Genomic DNA, 19283 nt, shown 5'->3' with positions numbered 1-19283 from the left:
CAGCAGTGTTGAGCAGGAGCGGGTGATGCGGGGCGCGCCGAGTCAGGCGCGGCAGGCAGGACGGTGTAGACGGCGAAATAGCAGGAGACAAGATTTCGCCGACTCAGTAGTCGCCCGGGTTTTACCAATGCATAACCATTTATACAATTCATAATTCGCTGCGCTGCGACACGGGGATCGTGCGGGGTGTATCGATGTGAAGGGGAACGGGGTGGCCGCGTGCCGCGTCGTGCATCACACCGGCTGTCTCGCCAGCCGGTTCAAGAAGTACTCAAACGAAGTGAGAGGAGCATGGATCTTTCGATTGCAGCCATCCTGGCGCAGGACGGCATCACTACGGGTGCGATTTATGCCTTGCTGGCATTGGCGCTCGTGCTGGTGTTCTCCGTCACCCGCGTCATTTTCATTCCGCAGGGTGAGTTCGTGTCGTATGGCGCGCTTACGCTGGCGGCACTGCAAACCCAGAAGTTTCCGCTCACGAGCTGGTTGCTCGTGGCGATGGGCGTATGCACGTTCGTCGTGGAGACGGCTGGCGTGTTGCGTCATAGCGAGCGTCGCAAGCTGGCGGGCCGCCTGATGCCGGTGCTTGCGGGCAAATATCTGGTGTTTCCGATCGCCGTGTTCTTTGTCGTCAAAGCGTTGGCGACGATGACACTGCCGATGCTCGTGCAGATTGCGATTACGCTGCTGCTGGTCGTGCCGATGGGGCCGATGCTTTATCGCCTGGCTTATCAGCCACTGGCCGAGGCGAGCACGCTGCTGCTGCTGATCGTCTCGGTGGGGGTGCACTTTGCGCTCACGGGGCTGGGGCTGGTGATGTTCGGGGCCGAAGGCTCGCGCACGCAGGCGTTCTCCGACGCGAGCTTCAACATCGGTTCGGTGATGGTGTCGGGTCAGAGCCTGTGGGTGCTGGGCGTCTCGCTCGTGATGATTCTGGCGCTGTACTTCTACTTCGACCGCTCGCTCTCGGGCAAGGCCCTGCGAGCCACGGCCGTGAACCGGCTGGGCGCGCGTCTGGTGGGCATTGGCACCGTGCAGGCCGGTCGGCTGGCGTTCACGCTGGCGGCGGTGCTGGGCGTGCTGTGCGGCATTCTGATCGCACCGATCACGACCATCTATTACGAATCGGGCTTCCTGATCGGCCTGAAGGGATTTGTGGGCGCCATCATCGGCGGTCTGGTGAGCTATCCGGTCGCAGCGCTGGGGGCCATTCTGGTGGGCCTGCTGGAGTCGTATTCGTCGTTCTGGGCGAGTGCATACAAAGAGGTCATCGTCTTCACGCTGATCCTTCCGGTGCTGCTGTGGTTGTCGCTCACGAGCAAGCATGTGGAAGAAGACGAGGAATAAGCCGGGGCGGACCACAGAATGAAAAACAAATACTTCCTGATTTTCCTGGTAGTGCTGGCCGTGTTGCCGGTCCTGCCTGCGCCGGTGCGTTTGCCTGAGTACTGGGTGACGCTGCTCAACTACATTGGCCTGTACAGCATCGTGGCCATCGGCCTCGTTTTGCTCACGGGCGTGGCCGGCATGACGTCGTTCGGACAGGCGGCGTTCGTCGGCCTGGGCGCGTATGCCACCGCGTATCTGACCACCGCCTACGGTGCATCGCCGTGGCTGGGTTTGATCGTCGGCGTGGCGATCACGGCAGCCGCGGCACTGGTCATCGGTGCGATCACCATGCGTCTGTCCGGCCACTTCCTGCCGTTGGGCACGATTGCCTGGGGGCTGGCGCTGTACTTCCTGTTCGGCAACCTCGAGTTCCTGGGCAAGTACGACGGCCTGAACGACATCCCGACCATCAACCTGTTCGGCATCGAGCTGGCGAGCGGGCGTCAGATGTTCTATCTGATCTGGATCGTCGTGGTGCTGGCGGTGGTGTCGATCAAGAACTTGCTCGATTCGCGTCCGGGGCGTGCCATTCGCGCGCTCAAGGGCGGTGGCGTCATGGCCGAGGCCATGGGGGTGAACACCGCGTGGATGAAGGTCGTGGTGTTCGTGTATGCCGCCGTGCTTGCGGCGATCTCGGGCTGGCTGTACGCGCACTTGCAACGGGCCGTGAATCCGACGCCGTTCAACCTGAACCACGGCATCGAGTACCTCTTCATGGCCGTGGTGGGCGGGGTGTCGCACGTGTGGGGCGCGGTGCTCGGCGCGGCCATCCTGACCGTGCTCAAAGACTATCTGCAGAATATTCTGCCGGTGCTGCTGGGCGCCAATGGCAATTTCGAGACCATCGTCTTCGGTGTGCTGCTCGTGCTGCTGCTGCAATACGCGCGTGACGGCGTGTGGCCGTTCTTCGGGAAGATCTTCCCGGCGCGACGCGTCGCAAAGGCGCCGGAGCATGCCGATCCGCTGGGACATCGTGCGAAGCCTGCGCTGGGCGAGGTGGTGCTCAAGCTCGAAAAGGCACGCAAGGAGTTCGGCGGTCTGGTCGCGGTGAACGACGTATCGTTCGAGGTGAAGGCCGGCGAGATCGTGGGTTTGATCGGGCCGAATGGGGCGGGCAAATCGACGACATTCAATCTGGTGACGGGCGTGCTGCAAGCCACCCGGGGCGAGATTTCGTTCCTTGGGGAGCGCATCGATCGTTTGCCGTCGCGTGAAATCGTCAAGCGCGGGATTGGCCGCACCTTTCAGCACGTGCGCTTGATGCCGCACATGAGCGTACTCGAGAACGTGGCGATTGGTGCGTATCTGCGCGACAAGAACGGGCTGCGCCGCCGTCCGCAAGCGGGCGTGTGGTCGAGCGTGCTGCGTCTGGATCGCCACGAAGAAGCGATGCTGTTGAACGAAGCCAGAATGCAGATCGAGCGTGTGGGCCTTGGCGCACATATGTACGACGAGGCGGGCAGTCTGGCGCTGGGTCAACAGCGTATTTTGGAAATTGCCCGCGCGCTGGCGTGCGACCCGACGTTGTTGCTGCTCGACGAGCCGGCGGCCGGCCTTCGCTACAAAGAGAAGCAGGCGCTGGGCGATCTGCTCAGGAAGCTCAAGGATGAAGGGATGAGCGTGCTGCTGGTCGAGCACGACATGGACTTCGTGATGAATCTGACCGATCACCTGGTGGTGATGGAGTTCGGCACGAAGATCGCCGAGGGGCTGCCTGAAGACGTGCAGAAAAACCCGGCGGTGCTCGAGGCGTACCTTGGAGGAGTGGAGTAATGGCAGACGCGATTCTTGAGGTCAAGGACCTCGCCGTTGCATACGGCAAAGTCGAGGCAGTGCACGGTGCGCATCTGCGGGTGGAGGCGGGCCAGATCGTGACGGTGATCGGGCCGAACGGTGCGGGCAAGTCGTCCATGCTCAACGCCATCATGGGGGCGCTGCCGCACAACGGGTCGAGCAAGGGCAGCGTGGCGTATCTCGGTCATGAGATGTCGGCGCTGACCATCGAAGCCCGGGTGTCGCGCGGCATGTGCCTGGTGCCCGAAAAGCGCGAGCTGTTCTCGACAATGACCGTCGAGGACAATCTGCTGCTCGGCGCCTACCGTCGCAAGCGGGCGGGGGAGAAGAACTTCCTGGACCAGATGGAAGTAGTCTACGGGCTATTCCCGCGCCTCAAAGAGCGGCGTGTACAGCAGGCGGGGACGCTGTCGGGGGGGGAGCGACAGATGCTGGCGGTGGGCCGTGCGTTGATGGCAAAGCCCCAGTTGCTGATGCTCGACGAGCCGAGCCTTGGACTGGCGCCGCTGATCGTGAAGGAAATCTTCCATATCATCAATGACTTGCGTAAGACGGGCGTGGCTACGCTGCTAATCGAGCAGAACGCGCGTGCGGCGTTGCAAGTGGCCGACTACGGCTACGTGATCGAGACAGGTGAGCTGGCGCTGGAAGGCCCGGCGCAGGAGTTGGCCAGCAATCCCAAAGTCATCGAGACCTATCTGGGGTTGGCGAAGAAGGCAGCCTGACGCGCGTTGTTTGTCAGACTGCTTTGACGGAAAGGCCCGCCAGTTCGGCGGGCTTTTTTTCTTTTGTGCCAGGACATGTGTGCATCCGTTGGAGGATATCCGGCCCCATTTTTGGAGAGTGACGTCAAAGCCTTATTCACGATATGGGCCGGACTCACTTATTCACAGTTGCTTGTGGATAGTTGTGGATATTCAAAATCTTTGGCGCACCGCCACAATAAGGGGTTGCGCGATTTCCTCGAAAATCTTGAGGAAAAGTCGCTTAAGGTTATCCACAGAAAAGCAAATTCCCGAAGGCCGGTTGGATACCGCAGTGCGTGTATGTGGATAAGGTACTCCGATGGGGGGATCCGGAGGGGCTTTGGGCTTCGTCCTTCATTCTTCGTTTCGTGATTTCATGTGAAACGGTGGGTTGTCGAGCAGCCTTGAGACGCCACATCCCGCGATCCCGGCGGCGGCGCCCTGACTGCGCTCCACCTCAAAGTCGCTCTTCAGGGCACCGCCAATCCCCACTTCTCAAACGTCCGAGTTTCCGACCCGGGGTGGCATTAATCCGCTGGGATACCCACCGTCCGTCGTCCGCCATTCCCGTAATGGAGATTCGTCCGTGGAAAACTCCGGTGCCGGATGATGCACTGCTTTTCTGGAGTCCTACGGCCATCGGCGTTCACGCATCGCATTCCGGCACGTTTCACGTGAAACAAAGGGACGTCGCTAACGGTTGTACTCGGGCAATCGACCCGGCGGAGATTGCCGGTGCCCTGACGGAGCGACTTTCAAGTGGAGCGCAGTCAGGGTATCGGCGATCTTCGCTGCCCGGAAGTGGGAGGGGGCGACACCGGTGTTGGGGGAAGTGGCGGTGGAGTGCCGTTGCTGCGACGAGGTGTCGACTCCCACGGGTATCCCGTCCATCCCCAACGTTTCACGTGGAACAGGTTTACCGATGCTTCGATGTTTGTACTCGGGCATCGACCTGGCGGAGATTGCCGGTGCCCTGACGGAGCGACTTTCAAGTGGAGCGCAGTCAGGGTATCGGCGATCTCCGCTGCCCGGAAGCGGGAGAGGGCGACGCCGGTGTTGGGGGAAGTGGTGGTGGAGTGCCGTTGCTGTGACGAGGTGGCGGTGCCCACGGGTAGCCCGTTCATCTCCAACGTTTCACGTGAAACACACTTGCCGATGCTTCGATGGTTGTACTCGGATGCTGAGCTGGCGGAGATTGTCGGTGCCCTGACGGAGCGACTTTCAAGTGGAGCGCAGTCAGGGTATCGGCGATCTTCGCTGCCCGGAAGTGGGAGGGGGCGACGCCGGTGTTGGGGGAAGTGGTGGTGGAGTGCCGTTGCTGTGACGAGGTGGCGGTGCCCACGGGTAGCCCATTCATCCCCAACGTTTCACGTGAAACACACTTACCGATGCTTCGATGGTTGTACTGGGGCAATCGATCCGGCAATCTTCGTCGCCCGGAAGTGGGAGAGGGCGACGCCGGTGTTCGGGGAAGCAGTGGTGGAATGCCGTCGCTCCGACGAGGTGGAGTCCGCGGATAACTCGTCCGCCCTCAACGTTTCACGTGAAACAGTCCCCAAAACCGTACTTTTCCACGCACGTTCCACGTGAAACACTGCGGCAGTTACAAATGATGCACCGCAATGCCGCTATAATTCCGCAATTACCGAATCCAGAGAGTTTGCCGCACGCGGCAAAATTGCGATGCTTTATCCAACCGAGTTCGACGTGATCGTGGTGGGTGGTGGCCATGCCGGCACCGAGGCCGCACTCGCCTCGGCCCGTATGGGCTGTAAAACACTTCTGCTCACCCACAACATCGAGACGCTCGGCCAGATGAGCTGCAATCCCTCCATTGGTGGGATCGGCAAAGGCCATCTCGTCAAAGAGGTTGATGCACTGGGCGGTGCCATGGCCGCCGCGACTGACGAGGGCGGTATTCAGTTCCGTATTCTGAATTCGTCCAAGGGGCCGGCCGTCCGCGCCACTCGTGCGCAGGCTGATCGCCTTCTCTACAAGCAAGCCATCCGCCACCGGCTGGAAAATCAACCCAATCTCTGGCTGTTCCAACAAGCCGTTGACGATCTCATCGTCGAGGGTGAGCGGGTTGTCGGCGCTATTACCCAGATCGGATTGCGCTTCCGCGCTCGCGCCGTCGTGTTGACGGCAGGCACCTTCCTCGACGGCAAGATCCACGTCGGACTGAACAACTACGTGGGTGGTCGCGCAGGAGATCCGGCTGCGCTCAGCTTGTCGGCACGCCTCAAAGAGTTGAAGTTGCCCCAAGGCCGGTTGAAGACCGGTACACCACCCCGCATCGATGGTCGCTCCATCGACTTCTCCGTTCTCGAAGAACAGCCCGGCGATCTCGATCCGGTACCCGTGTTCTCGTTCCTCGGCCGCCCGGAACAACATCCGCGCCAAGTGCCATGCTGGGTCACGCATACCAACGAGCGCACCCACGATATCATCCGCGCTGGACTCGACCGATCGCCAATGTATACCGGCGTTATCGAAGGGGTGGGTCCGCGCTATTGCCCGTCCATTGAAGACAAGATCCATCGTTTCGCCGACAAGACGTCGCACCAGATCTATCTCGAACCCGAAGGCCTCACGACCAACGAGTTCTACCCGAACGGCATCTCCACCAGCTTGCCTTTCGACGTGCAACTGGAACTCGTCCGCTCCATGAAAGGTATGGAGAATGCCTACATCCTGCGGCCCGGCTACGCCATCGAATACGATTACTTCGATCCGCGCGGACTGCGTAGCTCACTCGAAACCCGTGTGATCTCCGGTCTGTTCTTTGCGGGCCAGATCAATGGCACAACCGGCTACGAAGAAGCTGCCGCTCAGGGGCTGCTCGCCGGTATCAATGCCGCGCTGCAGGTACAAGGGCGCGATGCCTGGTGTCCGCGGCGCGATCAGGCATACCTCGGCGTGCTGGTCGATGACCTGATCACGCGTGGCGTCTCCGAGCCGTATCGAATGTTCACCAGCCGCGCCGAGTATCGCCTGTCGCTGCGCGAGGATAATGCCGACATGCGACTGACGGAAATCGGCCGCGAACTCGGCGTGGTCGACGATATTCGCTGGGAAGCGTTCTGCCGCAAACGCGATGCTGTTTCACGTGAAACAGAACGTCTCAAATCCACATGGGTGAATCCGAAGACCTTCCCGGCCGAAGATTCCGTGCCGTTGCTTGGCAAGGCCATCGATCATGAGTACTCGCTGGCCGATCTGCTGCGCCGCCCGGAAGTCGGGTACGACGCATTGATGGCCGTGCAGGGCGGCCGTCTCGCGCCCGAAGGGCAGTTGTCCGACGATCCATTGCAGGCCAACCTGATTCGCGAACAGATCGAAATTGCGGTCAAGTATCAGGGCTACATCGATCGTCAGGCCGATGAAATCGTGCGCAAGGAAGCCAACGAGAATACCGTGCTGCCCGCCAGCATCGATTACAACGATGTCAGGGGTCTGTCGATCGAAGTCCGCCAGAAGCTCAATGCACAGCGGCCGGAGACACTGGGGCAGGCATCGCGTATCTCCGGTGTGACGCCCGCCGCGATCTCGTTGCTGATGATCCACCTCAAGAAAGGTCTCGGACGCCGCCGTGCGTCGGAGGACACGACTGCCGATGCCACTGCCGCCGATGACGGCGACCAGCACGCAGCCTGACGCGGAGACCTCATGATTGATCCGCGAAAGGCTGCCACCAACGGCGGCAATGAGTTGAGCACGTTATTGGCCGACGGTATCCGGCAACTGGGCCTGTCCATCAGCGACGAGCAACAGGCCCGTCTGCTCGATTTTCAGGCACTGCTGGCCAAATGGAACGCCTCGTTGCAGATGACCTCGATCCGTGATCCGCGGCAGATGGTCATCAAGCACTTGCTCGATTCCCTCTCGATACTGCCTCGTCTCGATCGTGAGCCAATTTCACGCGTGCTTGATGTCGGCTCAGGTGGTGGGTTGCCCGGCGTGGTGCTTGCCATGGTTCGTCCCGACTGGCAGGTGACAGTCAACGACATCGTTCACAAGAAGACGGCATTCCTCACGCAAGCCCGCGCGACCTTCAAACTCACCAACCTGACCGTTGTGACCGGCCGGGTCGAGTCACTCGTCGTCGGCAAAGAAGTGCCCGCACCGTTCGATGCCATCGTCTCGCGCGCCTTCGCCGAATTGTCCGATTTCGTTACGCTGGCTCGCAATCTGCTCGCCCCCGGTGGCAGCTTCTGGGCCATGAAAGGCGTGGCCGCCGAGAGCGAGCTTGCGCTGCCGGCCGGCTGTGCGCTGGTCGAACGCCTGCCGTTAAACGTGCCGTTTCTCGACGCCGAGCGTCACTTGCTCCGCGTGAAGGTGACGGCATGAATACCGTCACCCGCTGGATAGGGGCCGCCATGGTCGGTTTGTCGATGGTGGCTGCCGTCGCCTGGGCGCAGTCCGGGCAGGAATCGCTGACGACCCGTGTACGCCCGGTGCCGAAAATCGACAAAGAGCGATATGTCGGCACCTGGTACGAAATAGCACGCTACCCGAATTTCTTCGAGCGAAAATGTGCGTCGGACGTGACCGCAGATTACGTGGCACGAGCGGACGGCAGGATCGACGTCACGAACAAGTGCCGTAAAGAAGACGGTACCTGGGTCAGCGACACCGGTCTGGCTCGCACCGACGGGCAAGGCACCGGCACGGCTCGCTTCAAAGTCACCTTTGCGCCCGACTGGTTACGCTGGATTCCCTGGCTTTGGGCGAACTACTGGGTTATCGTTCTCGACGGCGACTACCAGTTTGCCGCTGTTGGGGAGCCAAGCCGCGAGTACCTCTGGATCTTTTCGCGCACGCCGACGCTCGACGAAAATGCACTGAATCAAGTCCGTGCCCAGTTGCGCAAGCAGGGCTACGACACCGACAAACTGGTGTTGACGCCCCAGAAGGCGAGCGTCCCCTGAGCACAGCGCCGGCGCATCTGACGCCGGCCAGTCAGCGCAAGAACTGAGCTTTACTCAGAAAATCGAATTTGCGGGATGTATCGGCTCACCGGCGGTACGGTGGGTTCGCCTGACCGGTGTAATCCCGGCATCATCTGCATCAATGGCATCAACACGGCAGCATTCGGAGGACTACATCGGCATGGCGAAAATTTTCTGCGTGGCCAATCAGAAGGGCGGCGTCGGCAAGACGACCACCACGGTGAACCTCGCTGCCGGACTGGCGTCGCACGGGCAGCGGGTCTTGTTGGTCGACCTCGATCCTCAGGGCAATGCGACGATGGGCAGCGGTATCGACAAGGCCGCACTCGAGTCGAGCGTGTACGAAGTGCTGGTCGACGGTGCCGATGTCACGACGAGTTGCCAGCGCTCGGAGTCGGGGAGTTACGACGTGCTGCCCGCCAATCGCGAACTGGCCGGTGCGGACGTGGAACTCGTCTCGCTCGAGAACCGCGACACGCGACTCAAGCAAGCGCTCGCCAAGGTCGACGATGCCTACGATTTCGTCCTCATCGATTGCCCGCCGACGCTCTCGTTGCTGACCCTCAATGGGTTGTGCGCGGCGCATGGCGTCATCATTCCGATGCAGTGTGAATATTTCGCGCTGGAAGGGCTGTCGGATCTCGTCAACACGATCAAGCAGGTGCACGCGAATCTGAACCGCGACCTGAAAGTGATAGGGCTGTTGCGCGTGATGTTCGACCCGCGCATCACGCTACAGCAACAAGTCTCGGAGCAGCTCAAGGAGCACTTCGGAGACAAGGTGTTCAACGCGATCATTCCGCGCAATGTGCGACTCGCCGAAGCGCCGAGCTACGGTATGCCGGGTGTCGTTTTCGATCCCGCGTCGCGCGGTGCGAAGGCGTATCTCCAATTCGGCGCGGAAATGATCGCGCGCATTCAAACTATGTAAGGCGCAATCGCGCAGGAACGCATTGTCATGGCGACCAAGACCAACGCACTGAAAAAAAAGGGCCTGGGCCGCGGCCTCGAAGCGCTGCTCGGCGCGCACGCCGATAACCACAACGGCGCGGCCGAAGCCGGTGCCGACGGCGCGCCGTCGGTCATGTCGCTCGAGCGTCTTCAGGCCGGTAAGTATCAACCGCGTACGCGCATGGATGAAGGGGCATTGCAGGAACTTGCAGCGAGCATTCGCGCGCAGGGCCTGATGCAGCCGATTCTGGTGCGTCGTGTCGATGGTGAGAAGTACGAAATTATTGCGGGCGAACGACGCTTCCGCGCCGCGCGCATCGCCGGGCTGGCCGAAGTGCCGGTGCTCGTGCGCGACGTCTCCGATGAAGCCGCCGCCGCAATGGCGCTTATCGAGAACATTCAGCGCGAAGACCTGAATCCGCTCGAAGAAGCGCAAGGCATTCAACGTCTTCTCGGCGAATTCAACTACACGCATGAACAGGCCGCCGAGTCGCTCGGCCGCTCGCGCAGCGCAGTGTCGAACCTGTTGCGTTTGCTCAATCTCGCGCAGCCGGTGCAGACCATGCTGCTGGCGGGCGATCTCGACATGGGGCACGCCCGTGCGTTGCTCGCCGTCGACGCCGCCACACAGATCACGCTCGCCAATCAAGTGGTGAATAAGCGCTTGTCGGTGCGCGATACCGAGCGGGTCGTCAACGCGTCGCTGAAGCCGCAGGGCGACGGCATTCGTCGTCGCTCGGCGGAAGAGGGCGGTCGCGACGTGACGCGTCTCGAAGACGAGCTGTCGGATCTGCTCGCGTCGAACGTCAAGATCAAGGTCGGTCGGAAAGGGGCCGGACAACTCACGATCGATTTCGGCAGTCTCGATGCGCTCGACGGTATCCTCGCGCGCATTCGTGCCGAGTAATTTTGGTCTACTGCCTAACTTTTCCGTGAACGAACCCGCCGGTGAACCGGTAGGCAAGGCAAAGCCAACGGCGTCGCAGGCAGCGGACGACGCCCTCGCTCCGGTGCCGTCGCGGGGTGCCGTCACGACGCACGCCTTGCACACTTTGCGCATCTTGCGCGCGACGTACGAACGTGTGCGCAGCGACTGGGTGCTGGTTATTCTGCTCGCCGGATTCGTCATCCTGCAGATGTTTCGTCCCGTGAGCGCCGGCGAACTGTTCGCGCGCATCGATCGGCAAACGATCCTCACGCTTGCGGGATTGCTAATGCTCACGCGCGCCATCGACCAGAGCGGTTTTCTCGATTGGCTGGCGCAGCGACTGCTGCGGGCGTTTCGGACGGAGCGGCGTCTCGCGTTGCTGATGGTGACGTTTGCCGCCGCCCTGTCCACGCTGCTCACCAACGACGTTGCACTCTTTGCCGTCGTGCCGCTCGCACGATCGCTCGCCCGGATTGCCCCCGTGAGGATCGAGCGCCTGATCATCTTCCTCGCGCTGGCGGTCAACGCCGGTTCGAGTCTCACACCGTTCGGCAATCCGCAAAACCTCTTTCTGTGGCAACAAAGCGGCATGAGCTTCGGTGCGTACGTTGTCATGATGACGCCGCTCACGCTCGCTCTCATGGCCGTGCTGCTGGCGATGTGCGCGGCCGCGTTCGATTCTCGCGCGCTGCATTTTCAGCAGCGTGGCCCGAGGCACGACGTGCGCTGGACGCTGCTGTGGGTCGCCTTGACGCTGTTCGTCGCCTTCGTCGTACTCGCGGACCACGGGTATGCCGCCTGGGCCTGTGCAGGCGTGGCAGCGGTGCTGCTGGTGGCACGCCGCAATGCGGTGTTCGGCATCGACTGGCTGCTGCTTGCGATTTTCGTGCTGATGTTCGTCGTGCTACGGGGTGTGGCCGGGCTGCCCGAAGTGCGCGCCACTTTGGGGCACGTGGATTTCTCCGGGACGGTAATGGCCTATGCGGGCGCTGCGGTGCTGTCGCAAGTCATCAGCAACGTGCCTGCGGCGATTCTGCTCGCCGAGTACAGTCACAACTGGCCGGCGCTCGCGCATGGCGTGGCTGTCGGCGGCTTCGGCCTGGCGATCGGTTCGTTGGCCAACCTGATCGCATTGCGCATGGCGAAATCGGGAAAAATCTGGTGGCACTTTCATTGGCTTTCCCTCCCGTTCTTTTTGGTGGCGTTTTTCCTTGGTTCCATCGCCCTGAAATGGGTATGATCACGCACCAAACCCCGCGAAGGTGCAGCGATTGCGCAGCGTTCGCCGGGAATGCCGCGTTGCACCATGAGCAAAATGGTGCTCCATGAAAGTTGGCGCCAAATCGAAGCATGCACTGCACAATTTCGGCGAATTTGTTGCGCGTTTCGATTGACTGGCGTTCGTAATGTCCCGTAAAATCTCGCGGATTTATCTGCTTGAAGAGCCCATTCGTTTTGCACGAGTCGGGCGGGGAGGCAACGAGATGACCGAAGATAAACGGTCGAACTTGGAACCGAAACCGCAAGCGCCGGCACGCGCAACATCAGAGAATTGGGACGACGAGCAGGAGCAAGAGACAATCGTTCCGCTCACGCGTGCGCAGGCCGAGCGCCTGTTCGGTCCCGATGTGGGACGCGCATCCCGTGTGACTCCATTCAGGGTGGTGGGAGCCCAGGTACTACTGTCGCTGGTAGCGACATTGGCCTGGTGGTTTCTCTCGGCATCGCCACAAGATGCGGCGGTGTCCGCCTGGCTGGGCGGAATGATCGGTTGGATACCGGGCGCGTTGTTTGCGTTGCGGCTAAGGATGTCAGGTGATCGCCTCTCCATCGGTTCGCTGGTGATGGGAGAAGCGGTCAAGGTAGTCACGACGATTGCGTTGTTGGTGGCGGTAGCGTTCGGCTACCCAGGAATTCACTGGGTCGCGTTCCTCGTCACCTTCGTACTGACGTTGAAAGCCTATTGGCTGGCGATGGTACTGAAGTAGCGGTGGGAATGCCGCTCACGTGTCGACGCGCTACCGTGTGCGGATTTTCATAATTGGGTGTTTGATCGCTATGTCAGTAGAAGCCGGCCACGCTCCGAACCCGTCGGAGTACATTTCGCACCACCTGCAAAATCTCGCGAGTTCGACGCAGACTAGCATTGTCGATTTTTCGATCATCAACTGGGACACCATGTTCTGGTCGATCGCGATGGGCGTTCTGGGCTGCTTCGTGCTGTGGATGGCCGCCCGCAAAGCCACGTCGGGCGTGCCGGGCCGCTTCCAGGCTGCGGTGGAAATGCTCGTCGAGATGGTGGAAGACCAATCGAAGAGCATCGTGCACGGCAATCGTGCCTTCATCGCTCCTCTCGCGTTGACCGTGTTTGTCTGGGTCGCGCTCATGAACTCGCTGGACTTGCTGCCCGTCGATCTGCCCTCGAAGGTGATCGGGTGGGTGGGCCTGGGTTCGATCATCACGTACCATCGCATTGTGCCGACGGCCGATCTGAACGGCACGCTCGGTATTGCCGTTGGCGTGCTCATCCTGATGCTGTTCTACAGCTTCAAGATCAAGGGCGCGGGCGGTTTCATGCACGAGCTGTTCACCGCACCGTTCGGTAACCACTTCCTGCTGTGGATTCCGAACCTGCTGCTCAACCTCATCGAATTCTGTGCCAAGACCGTGTCGCTCGGTATGCGACTGTTCGGCAATATGTACGCCGGCGAACTGGTGTTCCTGCTGATCGCTCTGCTGGGCGGTATCTGGAGCTTTGGCGCAGATGCGTCGGTGCTGGGTTTTGTCGGTCACGTCATTGCCGGCACCGCATGGGCGATTTTCCACATCCTGATCGTGTTGCTCCAGGCGTTCATCATGATGATGCTTACGCTCGTGTATATCGGTCAGGCGCATGACCATCACTGATCGGTCGTTGCGAGTCGTTAAGGGTTTCCCGGTTTTTCAGTTTTTCAAATTCAAAGTTTCAAGTCTCTAACCAAAAGGAGTAATCATGCAAGCTTTCATCGCCAACATCCAGGGTCTGACCGCCATCGGTATCGGCATCATCATCGGTCTGGGTGCTATCGGCGCCTGTCTGGGTATCGCGCTGATGGGCGGTAAGTACATCGAAGCGTGCGCCCGTCAGCCCGAGCTGATGAACCCGCTGCAAACGAAGATGTTCCTGCTGGCCGGCCTGATCGACGCTGCATTCCTGATCGGCGTGGGCGTTGCCATGCTGTTCGCGTTCGCGAACCCGCTGCTGTCGAAGCTCGCTTAAGTTTCTTTCGGCCGGTCGCGCACTGATCCGCGCGGCCAACTGGACATGAACGGCGCGCCCAAGCCAGCAGGCACAATGGGGCGCGCTGTTTTGCCAATCGATTCGCATCACCGAAAGGAAACACCGTGAACATAAACGCAACTCTGTTCGCGCAAACCGTCGTGTTTCTGATCCTGGCATGGTTCACGATGAAGTTCGTGTGGCCGCCGCTGATCAAGGCTATCGACGAACGCGCGAAGAAAATCGCTGACGGTCTGGCTGCTGCCGATAAGGGCAAGGCTGAACTCGATGCCGCCAACAAGCGCTCCACGCAAGCCCTCGCGGAAGCCCGCGACGAAGGCGCGAAGCGTATTGCCGACGCCGAGAAGCGCGCACTGGCAGTGGCCGACGAGATCAAGGCCCAGGCGCAAGCCGAAGCCGCCCGTATCATCGCCAACGCCAAAGCCGAAGCCGAGAACCAGGCCGTCAAGGTCCGTGAATCGCTGCGCGAAGAAGTTGCCGGTCTGGCTGTCAAGGGCGCCGAGCAGATCCTGAAGCGTGAAGTTGACGCCAAGGCCCACGCCGACCTGCTGAACCAACTCAAGGCAGAGCTCTGATCATGGCCGAACTCGCAACCATCGCTCGTCCGTATGCCGAGGCGTTGTTCCGCGTGGCGAAGTCCGGCGACCTGAATCGCTGGTCGGAGCTGGTGCGCGAACTGGCGCAAGTGGCAGCGCTGCCCGAAGTGGCCAATCTGGCCGACGATCCGAAAGTCACGCCGGCGCAAGTCGTCGACGTGCTGACCGCAGCCGTGAAATCGACCGACGCCGAAGTGCGCAACTTCGTCGCCGCTGTGGTCGAAAACGGCCGTCTGGCCGCTGTGCCGGAAATCGCCGTGCAATTCGAAGCGTTGAAGAACGCTGCCGCCGGTTCGGCGGATGCCACGATCGAAAGCGCCTTCCCGCTCGAAGGTGAGCAACTGACCTCGCTGGTCAAGGGCCTCGAGCACAAGTTCGGCTGCAAGCTCAACCCGAGCGTGACGGTAGACCCGTCGCTGATCGGTGGCGTGCGTGTGGTGGTTGGCGACGAGGTGCTGGACACTTCGGTGCGCGCCCGCCTGGCGGCTATGCGGACGTCGCTGACGGCCTGAGCCCGGCGCGATACGCCTGCGACGGCAAGAATTGAATATCAGGAGCACATATGCAACTCAATCCCTCTGAAATCAGCGAACTGATCAAGAGCCGGATTCAAGGTCTCGAGAGCGGCGCCGAAGTCCGTAATGAAGGCACCGTGATTTCGGTGACCGACGGTATCTGCCGCATCCATGGCCTGTCGGACGTGATGCAGGGCGAAATGCTGGAATTCCCGGGCAATACGTTCGGTCTGGCACTGAACCTCGAGCGCGACTCCGTCGGCGCCGTGATTCTGGGCGAATACGAGCACATCTCGGAAGGCAATACCGTCAAGTGCACGGGCCGCATTCTGGAAGTGCCGGTTGGCCCGGAACTGAAGGGCCGCGTCGTCGACGCATTGGGTCTGCCGATCGACGGCAAGGGTCCGATCAATGCCAAGCAAACCGACGCCATCGAAAAGATCGCCCCGGGCGTGATTTGGCGTAAGTCGGTGTCGCAGCCGCTGCAAACCGGTACGAAGGCTATCGACGCCATGGTGCCGATCGGCCGCGGCCAGCGCGAACTGATCATTGGTGACCGTCAGACGGGTAAGACCGCCGTGGCCATCGACACGATCATCTCGCAAAAGGGCAAGGGCGTGACCTGCGTCTACGTCGCGATCGGTCAGAAGGCCTCGTCGATCATGAACGTGGTGCGCAAGCTCGAAGAGCACGGCGCGATGGAATACACGATCATCGTGACCGCCACCGCCTCGGATTCGGCCGCCATGCAGTTCATCGCACCGTACGCCGGTTGCACGATGGGCGAATACTTCCGCGACCGCGGCGAAGACGCGCTGATCATTTATGACGATTTGACCAAGCAAGCCTGGGCCTACCGTCAGATCTCGCTGCTGCTGCGCCGCCCGCCGGGCCGTGAAGCTTACCCGGGTGACGTGTTCTATCTGCACTCGCGTCTGCTCGAGCGCGCAGCTCGCGTCTCGGAAGAGTACGTCGAGAAGTTCACCAACGGTGCCGTGAAGGGTCAAAGCGGTTCGCTGACGGCACTGCCGATTATTGAAACGCAAGCCGGCGACGTGACCGCCTTCGTTCCGACGAACGTGATCTCGATTACCGACGGCCAGATCTTCCTGGAAACCGACTTGTTCAACGCAGGTATCCGTCCGGCAATCAACGCCGGTATCTCGGTGTCGCGCGTTGGCGGTGCCGCACAGACGAAGGTCATCAAGAAGCTGTCGGGCGGTATTCGTACCGACCTCGCACAGTATCGTGAGCTGGCTGCGTTCGCGCAGTTCGCCTCGGACCTGGACGAAGCCACCCGCAAGCAGCTCGAGCGCGGCCGCCGCGTGACGGAACTGCTCAAGCAGCCGCAATACCAGCCGCTGCAAGTGTGGGAACTGGCCGTGTCGCTGTTCGCCGCCAACAACGGCTATCTGGATGATCTCGAAATCGCTAAGGTGCTGCCGTTCGAAAAGGGTCTGCGCGACGTTCTGAAGACCAGCCACGGCGCGCTCATCGGCCGTATCGAAGAGACCAAAGATCTCTCGAAGGACGACGAAGCCGCCCTGCACGCTGCGATCAAGGACGTCAAGAAGACCGGCGCTTACTAATCCGGTTGAATCGGTAACTATTCAACGGACCCGGGAAGGCGCGATGTTCAGGCAAGAGCGGACGTCGCGCCGAGACAAGGAGTAAGCAATGGCTGGAATGAAGGAAATTCGCGGCAAGATCAAGAGCGTGCAAAACACGCGCAAGATCACCAAGGCCATGGAAATGGTGGCCGCGTCGAAGATGCGCAAGGCGCAGGAACGCATGCGTCATGCCCGGCCGTACGCTGACAAGGTGCGCCAGATCGCCGCGCACATGGGCCAGGCGAATCCGGAATACCACCACCCGTTCATGGTGAAGCATGCCGACGCGAAAGCCGCCGGCATCATCGTGGTGACGACGGACAAGGGCCTGTGCGGCGGCTTGAACACCAACGTGCTGCGTGCCGTGGTGAACAAGATGAAGGCTATCGAAGCGCAAGGGCTGAAGATCGAAGCCACCGCCATCGGCGGCAAGGGCTTCGGTTTCCTGAACCGTATCGGCGCGAAGGTGGTTTCGCATGTCGTGCAACTGGGCGACACCCCGCATCTGGACAAGCTGATCGGTGCCGTGAAGCTGCAACTCGACGCGTACGCCGAAGGCAAGCTCGACGCCGTGTACCTGGCGTACAACCGCTTCGTCAATACGATGAAGCAGGAAGCTGTGGTCGAACAACTGCTGCCGCTGCCCGAGAAGCTCGAGGGCGCGTCGGAAGACGCGAGCGCAGTGCCGGCACGGCATTCGTGGGACTACATCTACGAACCGGATGCGAAGACGGTCGTCGATGCCCTGCTGGTGCGTTACGTCGAAGCTGTCGTGTATCAGGCAGTCGCTGAGAACATGGCGTCGGAACAGTCCGCCCGTATGGTGGCCATGAAGGCCGCGTCGGACAACGCGAAGACCGTGATCGGTGAATTGCAGATGGTCTACAACAAGGGCCGTCAAGCAGCGATTACGAAGGAACTGTCCGAAATCGTGGGTGGCGCCGCCGCAGTGTAAGCGGTGGCACGGGCCGATGCGCCGTCAGGCGAAATGAATTTGAGTATCTAAAGGAAAAGCGATGAGTACTGCTTTGATTGAAGGCAAAATCGTACAGTGCATCGGCGCCGTTATCGACGTGGAATTCCCGCGCGAAAGCATGCCGAAGATCTACGATGCGCTCACCATGGAAGGTTCGGAACTGACGCTCGAAGTCCAGCAACAGCTGGGCGACGGCGTGGTGCGTACCATCTGTCTGGGTTCCTCCGAAGGCCTGCGCCGCGGTATGACGGTGCAAAACACCGGTCTGCCGATCACGGTGCCGGTCGGCAAGCCGACGCTGGGTCGCATCATGGACGTGCTTGGCCGTCCGATCGACGAAGCCGGTCCGATCGCACAGGATCACACCCGTTCGATTCACCAGAAGGCCCCGGCATTCGACGAGCTGTCGCCGTCGACGGAACTGCTCGAAACCGGCATCAAGGTTATCGATCTGATCTGCCCGTTCGCCAAGGGCGGCAAGGTGGGTCTGTTCGGTGGCGCCGGTGTGGGCAAGACCGTGAACATGATGGAACTCATCAATAACATCGCCAAGGAACACGGCGGTTATTCGGTGTTTGCCGGCGTGGGCGAGCGTACCCGTGAAGGGAACGACTTCTACCATGAAATGAAGGACTCGAACGTTCTGGACAAGGTCGCGCTGGTGTACGGCCAGATGAACGAGCCGCCGGGCAACCGTCTGCGCGTGGCGCTGACCGGTCTGACGATGGCAGAGCACTTTCGTGACGAAGGTCGCGACGTGCTGTTCTTCGTGGACAACATCTACCGTTTCACGCTGGCCGGTACCGAAGTGTCGGCACTGCTCGGCCGTATGCCGTCGGCCGTGGGCTATCAGCCGACGCTGGCTGAAGAAATGGGTAAGCTGCAAGAGCGTATTACGTCGACCAAGACTGGCTCGATTACGTCGGTGCAAGCCGTGTACGTGCCTGCCGATGACTTGACCGACCCGTCGCCGGCAACCACCTTCGGTCACTTGGACGCCACCGTCGTTCTGTCGCGTGACATCGCCTCGCTGGGTATCTACCCGGCCGTCGATCCGCTCGACTCGACCTCGCGTCAGATCGACCCGAACGTGATTGGCGAAGAGCACTACACGGTGACCCGTCGCGTGCAATCGACGCTGCAGCGTTACAAGGAACTGCGCGACATCATCGCGATTCTGGGTATGGACGAACTGTCGCCGGACGACAAGCTCGCCGTGGCCCGTGCGCGTAAGATCCAGCGTTTCCTGTCGCAGCCGTTCCACGTGGCCGAAGTGTTCACGGGCTCGCCGGGCAAGTACGTTCCCCTCAAGGAAACGATCCGCGGCTTCAAGATGATCGTCGACGGCGAGTGTGACCACCTGCCGGAACAGGCGTTCTACATGGTTGGCACGATCGACGAAGCGTTCGAAAAAGCCAAGAAGATGCAGTAAACGGTTGAGTGCCGGGCGACGGCGGGGTGTCGCAAGAGACCCCACCGCACGCCGGCAGGTGACTGTTGCGGGGCGGGGTAGCGAAGCGAGGGCGGCAACGTCCGGACTAGCGCG

Annotated in this window: 17 protein-coding genes; all 17 read left to right on the top strand. The window is 60.9% G+C overall.

Features of this window, described 5'->3' with window-relative positions:
- Positions 1-291 precede the first annotated feature (291 nt).
- The gene (locus PHO31112_RS12645; protein ID WP_150620818.1) at positions 292-1347 is read left to right on the top strand and encodes a branched-chain amino acid ABC transporter permease; all 1056 of its coding nucleotides are present in this window, start codon (positions 292-294) and stop codon (positions 1345-1347) included.
- Between the two features lie 18 nt (positions 1348-1365).
- Positions 1366-3162 carry a branched-chain amino acid ABC transporter ATP-binding protein/permease gene (locus tag PHO31112_RS12640; RefSeq protein ID WP_150620817.1) on the top strand — a complete coding sequence of 599 codons (1797 nt, stop codon included), beginning with the start codon at positions 1366-1368 and terminating at the stop codon, positions 3160-3162.
- Positions 3162-3908, top strand: a complete 747-nt coding sequence (locus PHO31112_RS12635; protein ID WP_150620816.1) for an ABC transporter ATP-binding protein — start codon at positions 3162-3164, stop codon at positions 3906-3908. Before PHO31112_RS12640 ends, PHO31112_RS12635 begins: the two co-directional genes overlap by 1 nt.
- A gap of 1704 nt (positions 3909-5612) precedes the next feature.
- A complete protein-coding gene (gene mnmG, locus PHO31112_RS12630) occupies positions 5613-7586 on the top strand; it encodes a tRNA uridine-5-carboxymethylaminomethyl(34) synthesis enzyme MnmG (RefSeq protein WP_150620815.1) in 1974 nt (657 codons plus the stop codon).
- A gap of 12 nt (positions 7587-7598) precedes the next feature.
- Positions 7599-8279 (top strand): 16S rRNA (guanine(527)-N(7))-methyltransferase RsmG, encoded by a 681-nt coding sequence (rsmG, locus tag PHO31112_RS12625; protein ID WP_150620814.1) that lies wholly within the window; start codon positions 7599-7601, stop codon positions 8277-8279.
- On the top strand, positions 8276-8860 hold the full coding sequence (locus PHO31112_RS12620; RefSeq protein WP_150620813.1) for a lipocalin family protein: 585 nt from the start codon (positions 8276-8278) through the stop codon (positions 8858-8860). The genes rsmG and PHO31112_RS12620 overlap by 4 nt, the downstream gene beginning before the upstream one ends.
- Before the next feature lie 181 nt (positions 8861-9041).
- The gene (locus tag PHO31112_RS12615) at positions 9042-9812 is read left to right on the top strand and encodes a ParA family protein (RefSeq protein ID WP_010807767.1); all 771 of its coding nucleotides are present in this window, start codon (positions 9042-9044) and stop codon (positions 9810-9812) included.
- Positions 9813-9839: 27 nt separating this feature from the next.
- Positions 9840-10739 (top strand): ParB/RepB/Spo0J family partition protein, encoded by a 900-nt coding sequence (locus tag PHO31112_RS12610; RefSeq protein ID WP_150620812.1) that lies wholly within the window; start codon positions 9840-9842, stop codon positions 10737-10739.
- A 145-nt stretch (positions 10740-10884) separates the two neighbouring features.
- Complete coding sequence (locus tag PHO31112_RS12605) at positions 10885-12000, top strand: SLC13 family permease (RefSeq protein WP_150620883.1); 1116 nt, start codon at positions 10885-10887, stop codon at positions 11998-12000.
- A 244-nt stretch (positions 12001-12244) separates the two neighbouring features.
- Positions 12245-12748 carry an ATP synthase subunit I gene (locus tag PHO31112_RS12600; RefSeq protein WP_150620882.1) on the top strand — a complete coding sequence of 168 codons (504 nt, stop codon included), beginning with the start codon at positions 12245-12247 and terminating at the stop codon, positions 12746-12748.
- A gap of 70 nt (positions 12749-12818) precedes the next feature.
- A complete protein-coding gene (gene atpB, locus PHO31112_RS12595) occupies positions 12819-13667 on the top strand; it encodes a F0F1 ATP synthase subunit A (protein ID WP_150620811.1) in 849 nt (282 codons plus the stop codon).
- 85 nt (positions 13668-13752) lie between these two features.
- A complete protein-coding gene (gene atpE / locus PHO31112_RS12590) occupies positions 13753-14019 on the top strand; it encodes a F0F1 ATP synthase subunit C (protein WP_010807762.1) in 267 nt (88 codons plus the stop codon).
- A 125-nt stretch (positions 14020-14144) separates the two neighbouring features.
- Positions 14145-14615 (top strand): F0F1 ATP synthase subunit B, encoded by a 471-nt coding sequence (locus tag PHO31112_RS12585; protein ID WP_042113619.1) that lies wholly within the window; start codon positions 14145-14147, stop codon positions 14613-14615.
- Positions 14616-14617: 2 nt separating this feature from the next.
- Positions 14618-15148, top strand: a complete 531-nt coding sequence (locus PHO31112_RS12580) for a F0F1 ATP synthase subunit delta (RefSeq protein WP_010807760.1) — start codon at positions 14618-14620, stop codon at positions 15146-15148.
- Positions 15149-15198: 50 nt separating this feature from the next.
- Complete coding sequence (gene atpA / locus PHO31112_RS12575) at positions 15199-16740, top strand: F0F1 ATP synthase subunit alpha (protein ID WP_150620810.1); 1542 nt, start codon at positions 15199-15201, stop codon at positions 16738-16740.
- 88 nt (positions 16741-16828) lie between these two features.
- The gene (gene atpG, locus PHO31112_RS12570; RefSeq protein ID WP_010807758.1) at positions 16829-17716 is read left to right on the top strand and encodes a F0F1 ATP synthase subunit gamma; all 888 of its coding nucleotides are present in this window, start codon (positions 16829-16831) and stop codon (positions 17714-17716) included.
- 61 nt (positions 17717-17777) lie between these two features.
- Entirely contained in the window at positions 17778-19169 is a 1392-nt protein-coding gene (gene atpD / locus PHO31112_RS12565) for a F0F1 ATP synthase subunit beta (protein WP_010807757.1), read from the top strand.
- Positions 19170-19283: the final 114 nt, after the last annotated feature.

The sequence above is a fragment of the Pandoraea horticolens genome (genome assembly GCF_902459555.1).
GTDB lineage: Bacteria > Pseudomonadota > Gammaproteobacteria > Burkholderiales > Burkholderiaceae > Pandoraea > Pandoraea horticolens.
Note: the sequence above shows the minus strand (reverse complement) of the source record. Positions and strands in the feature narration are given on the sequence as shown.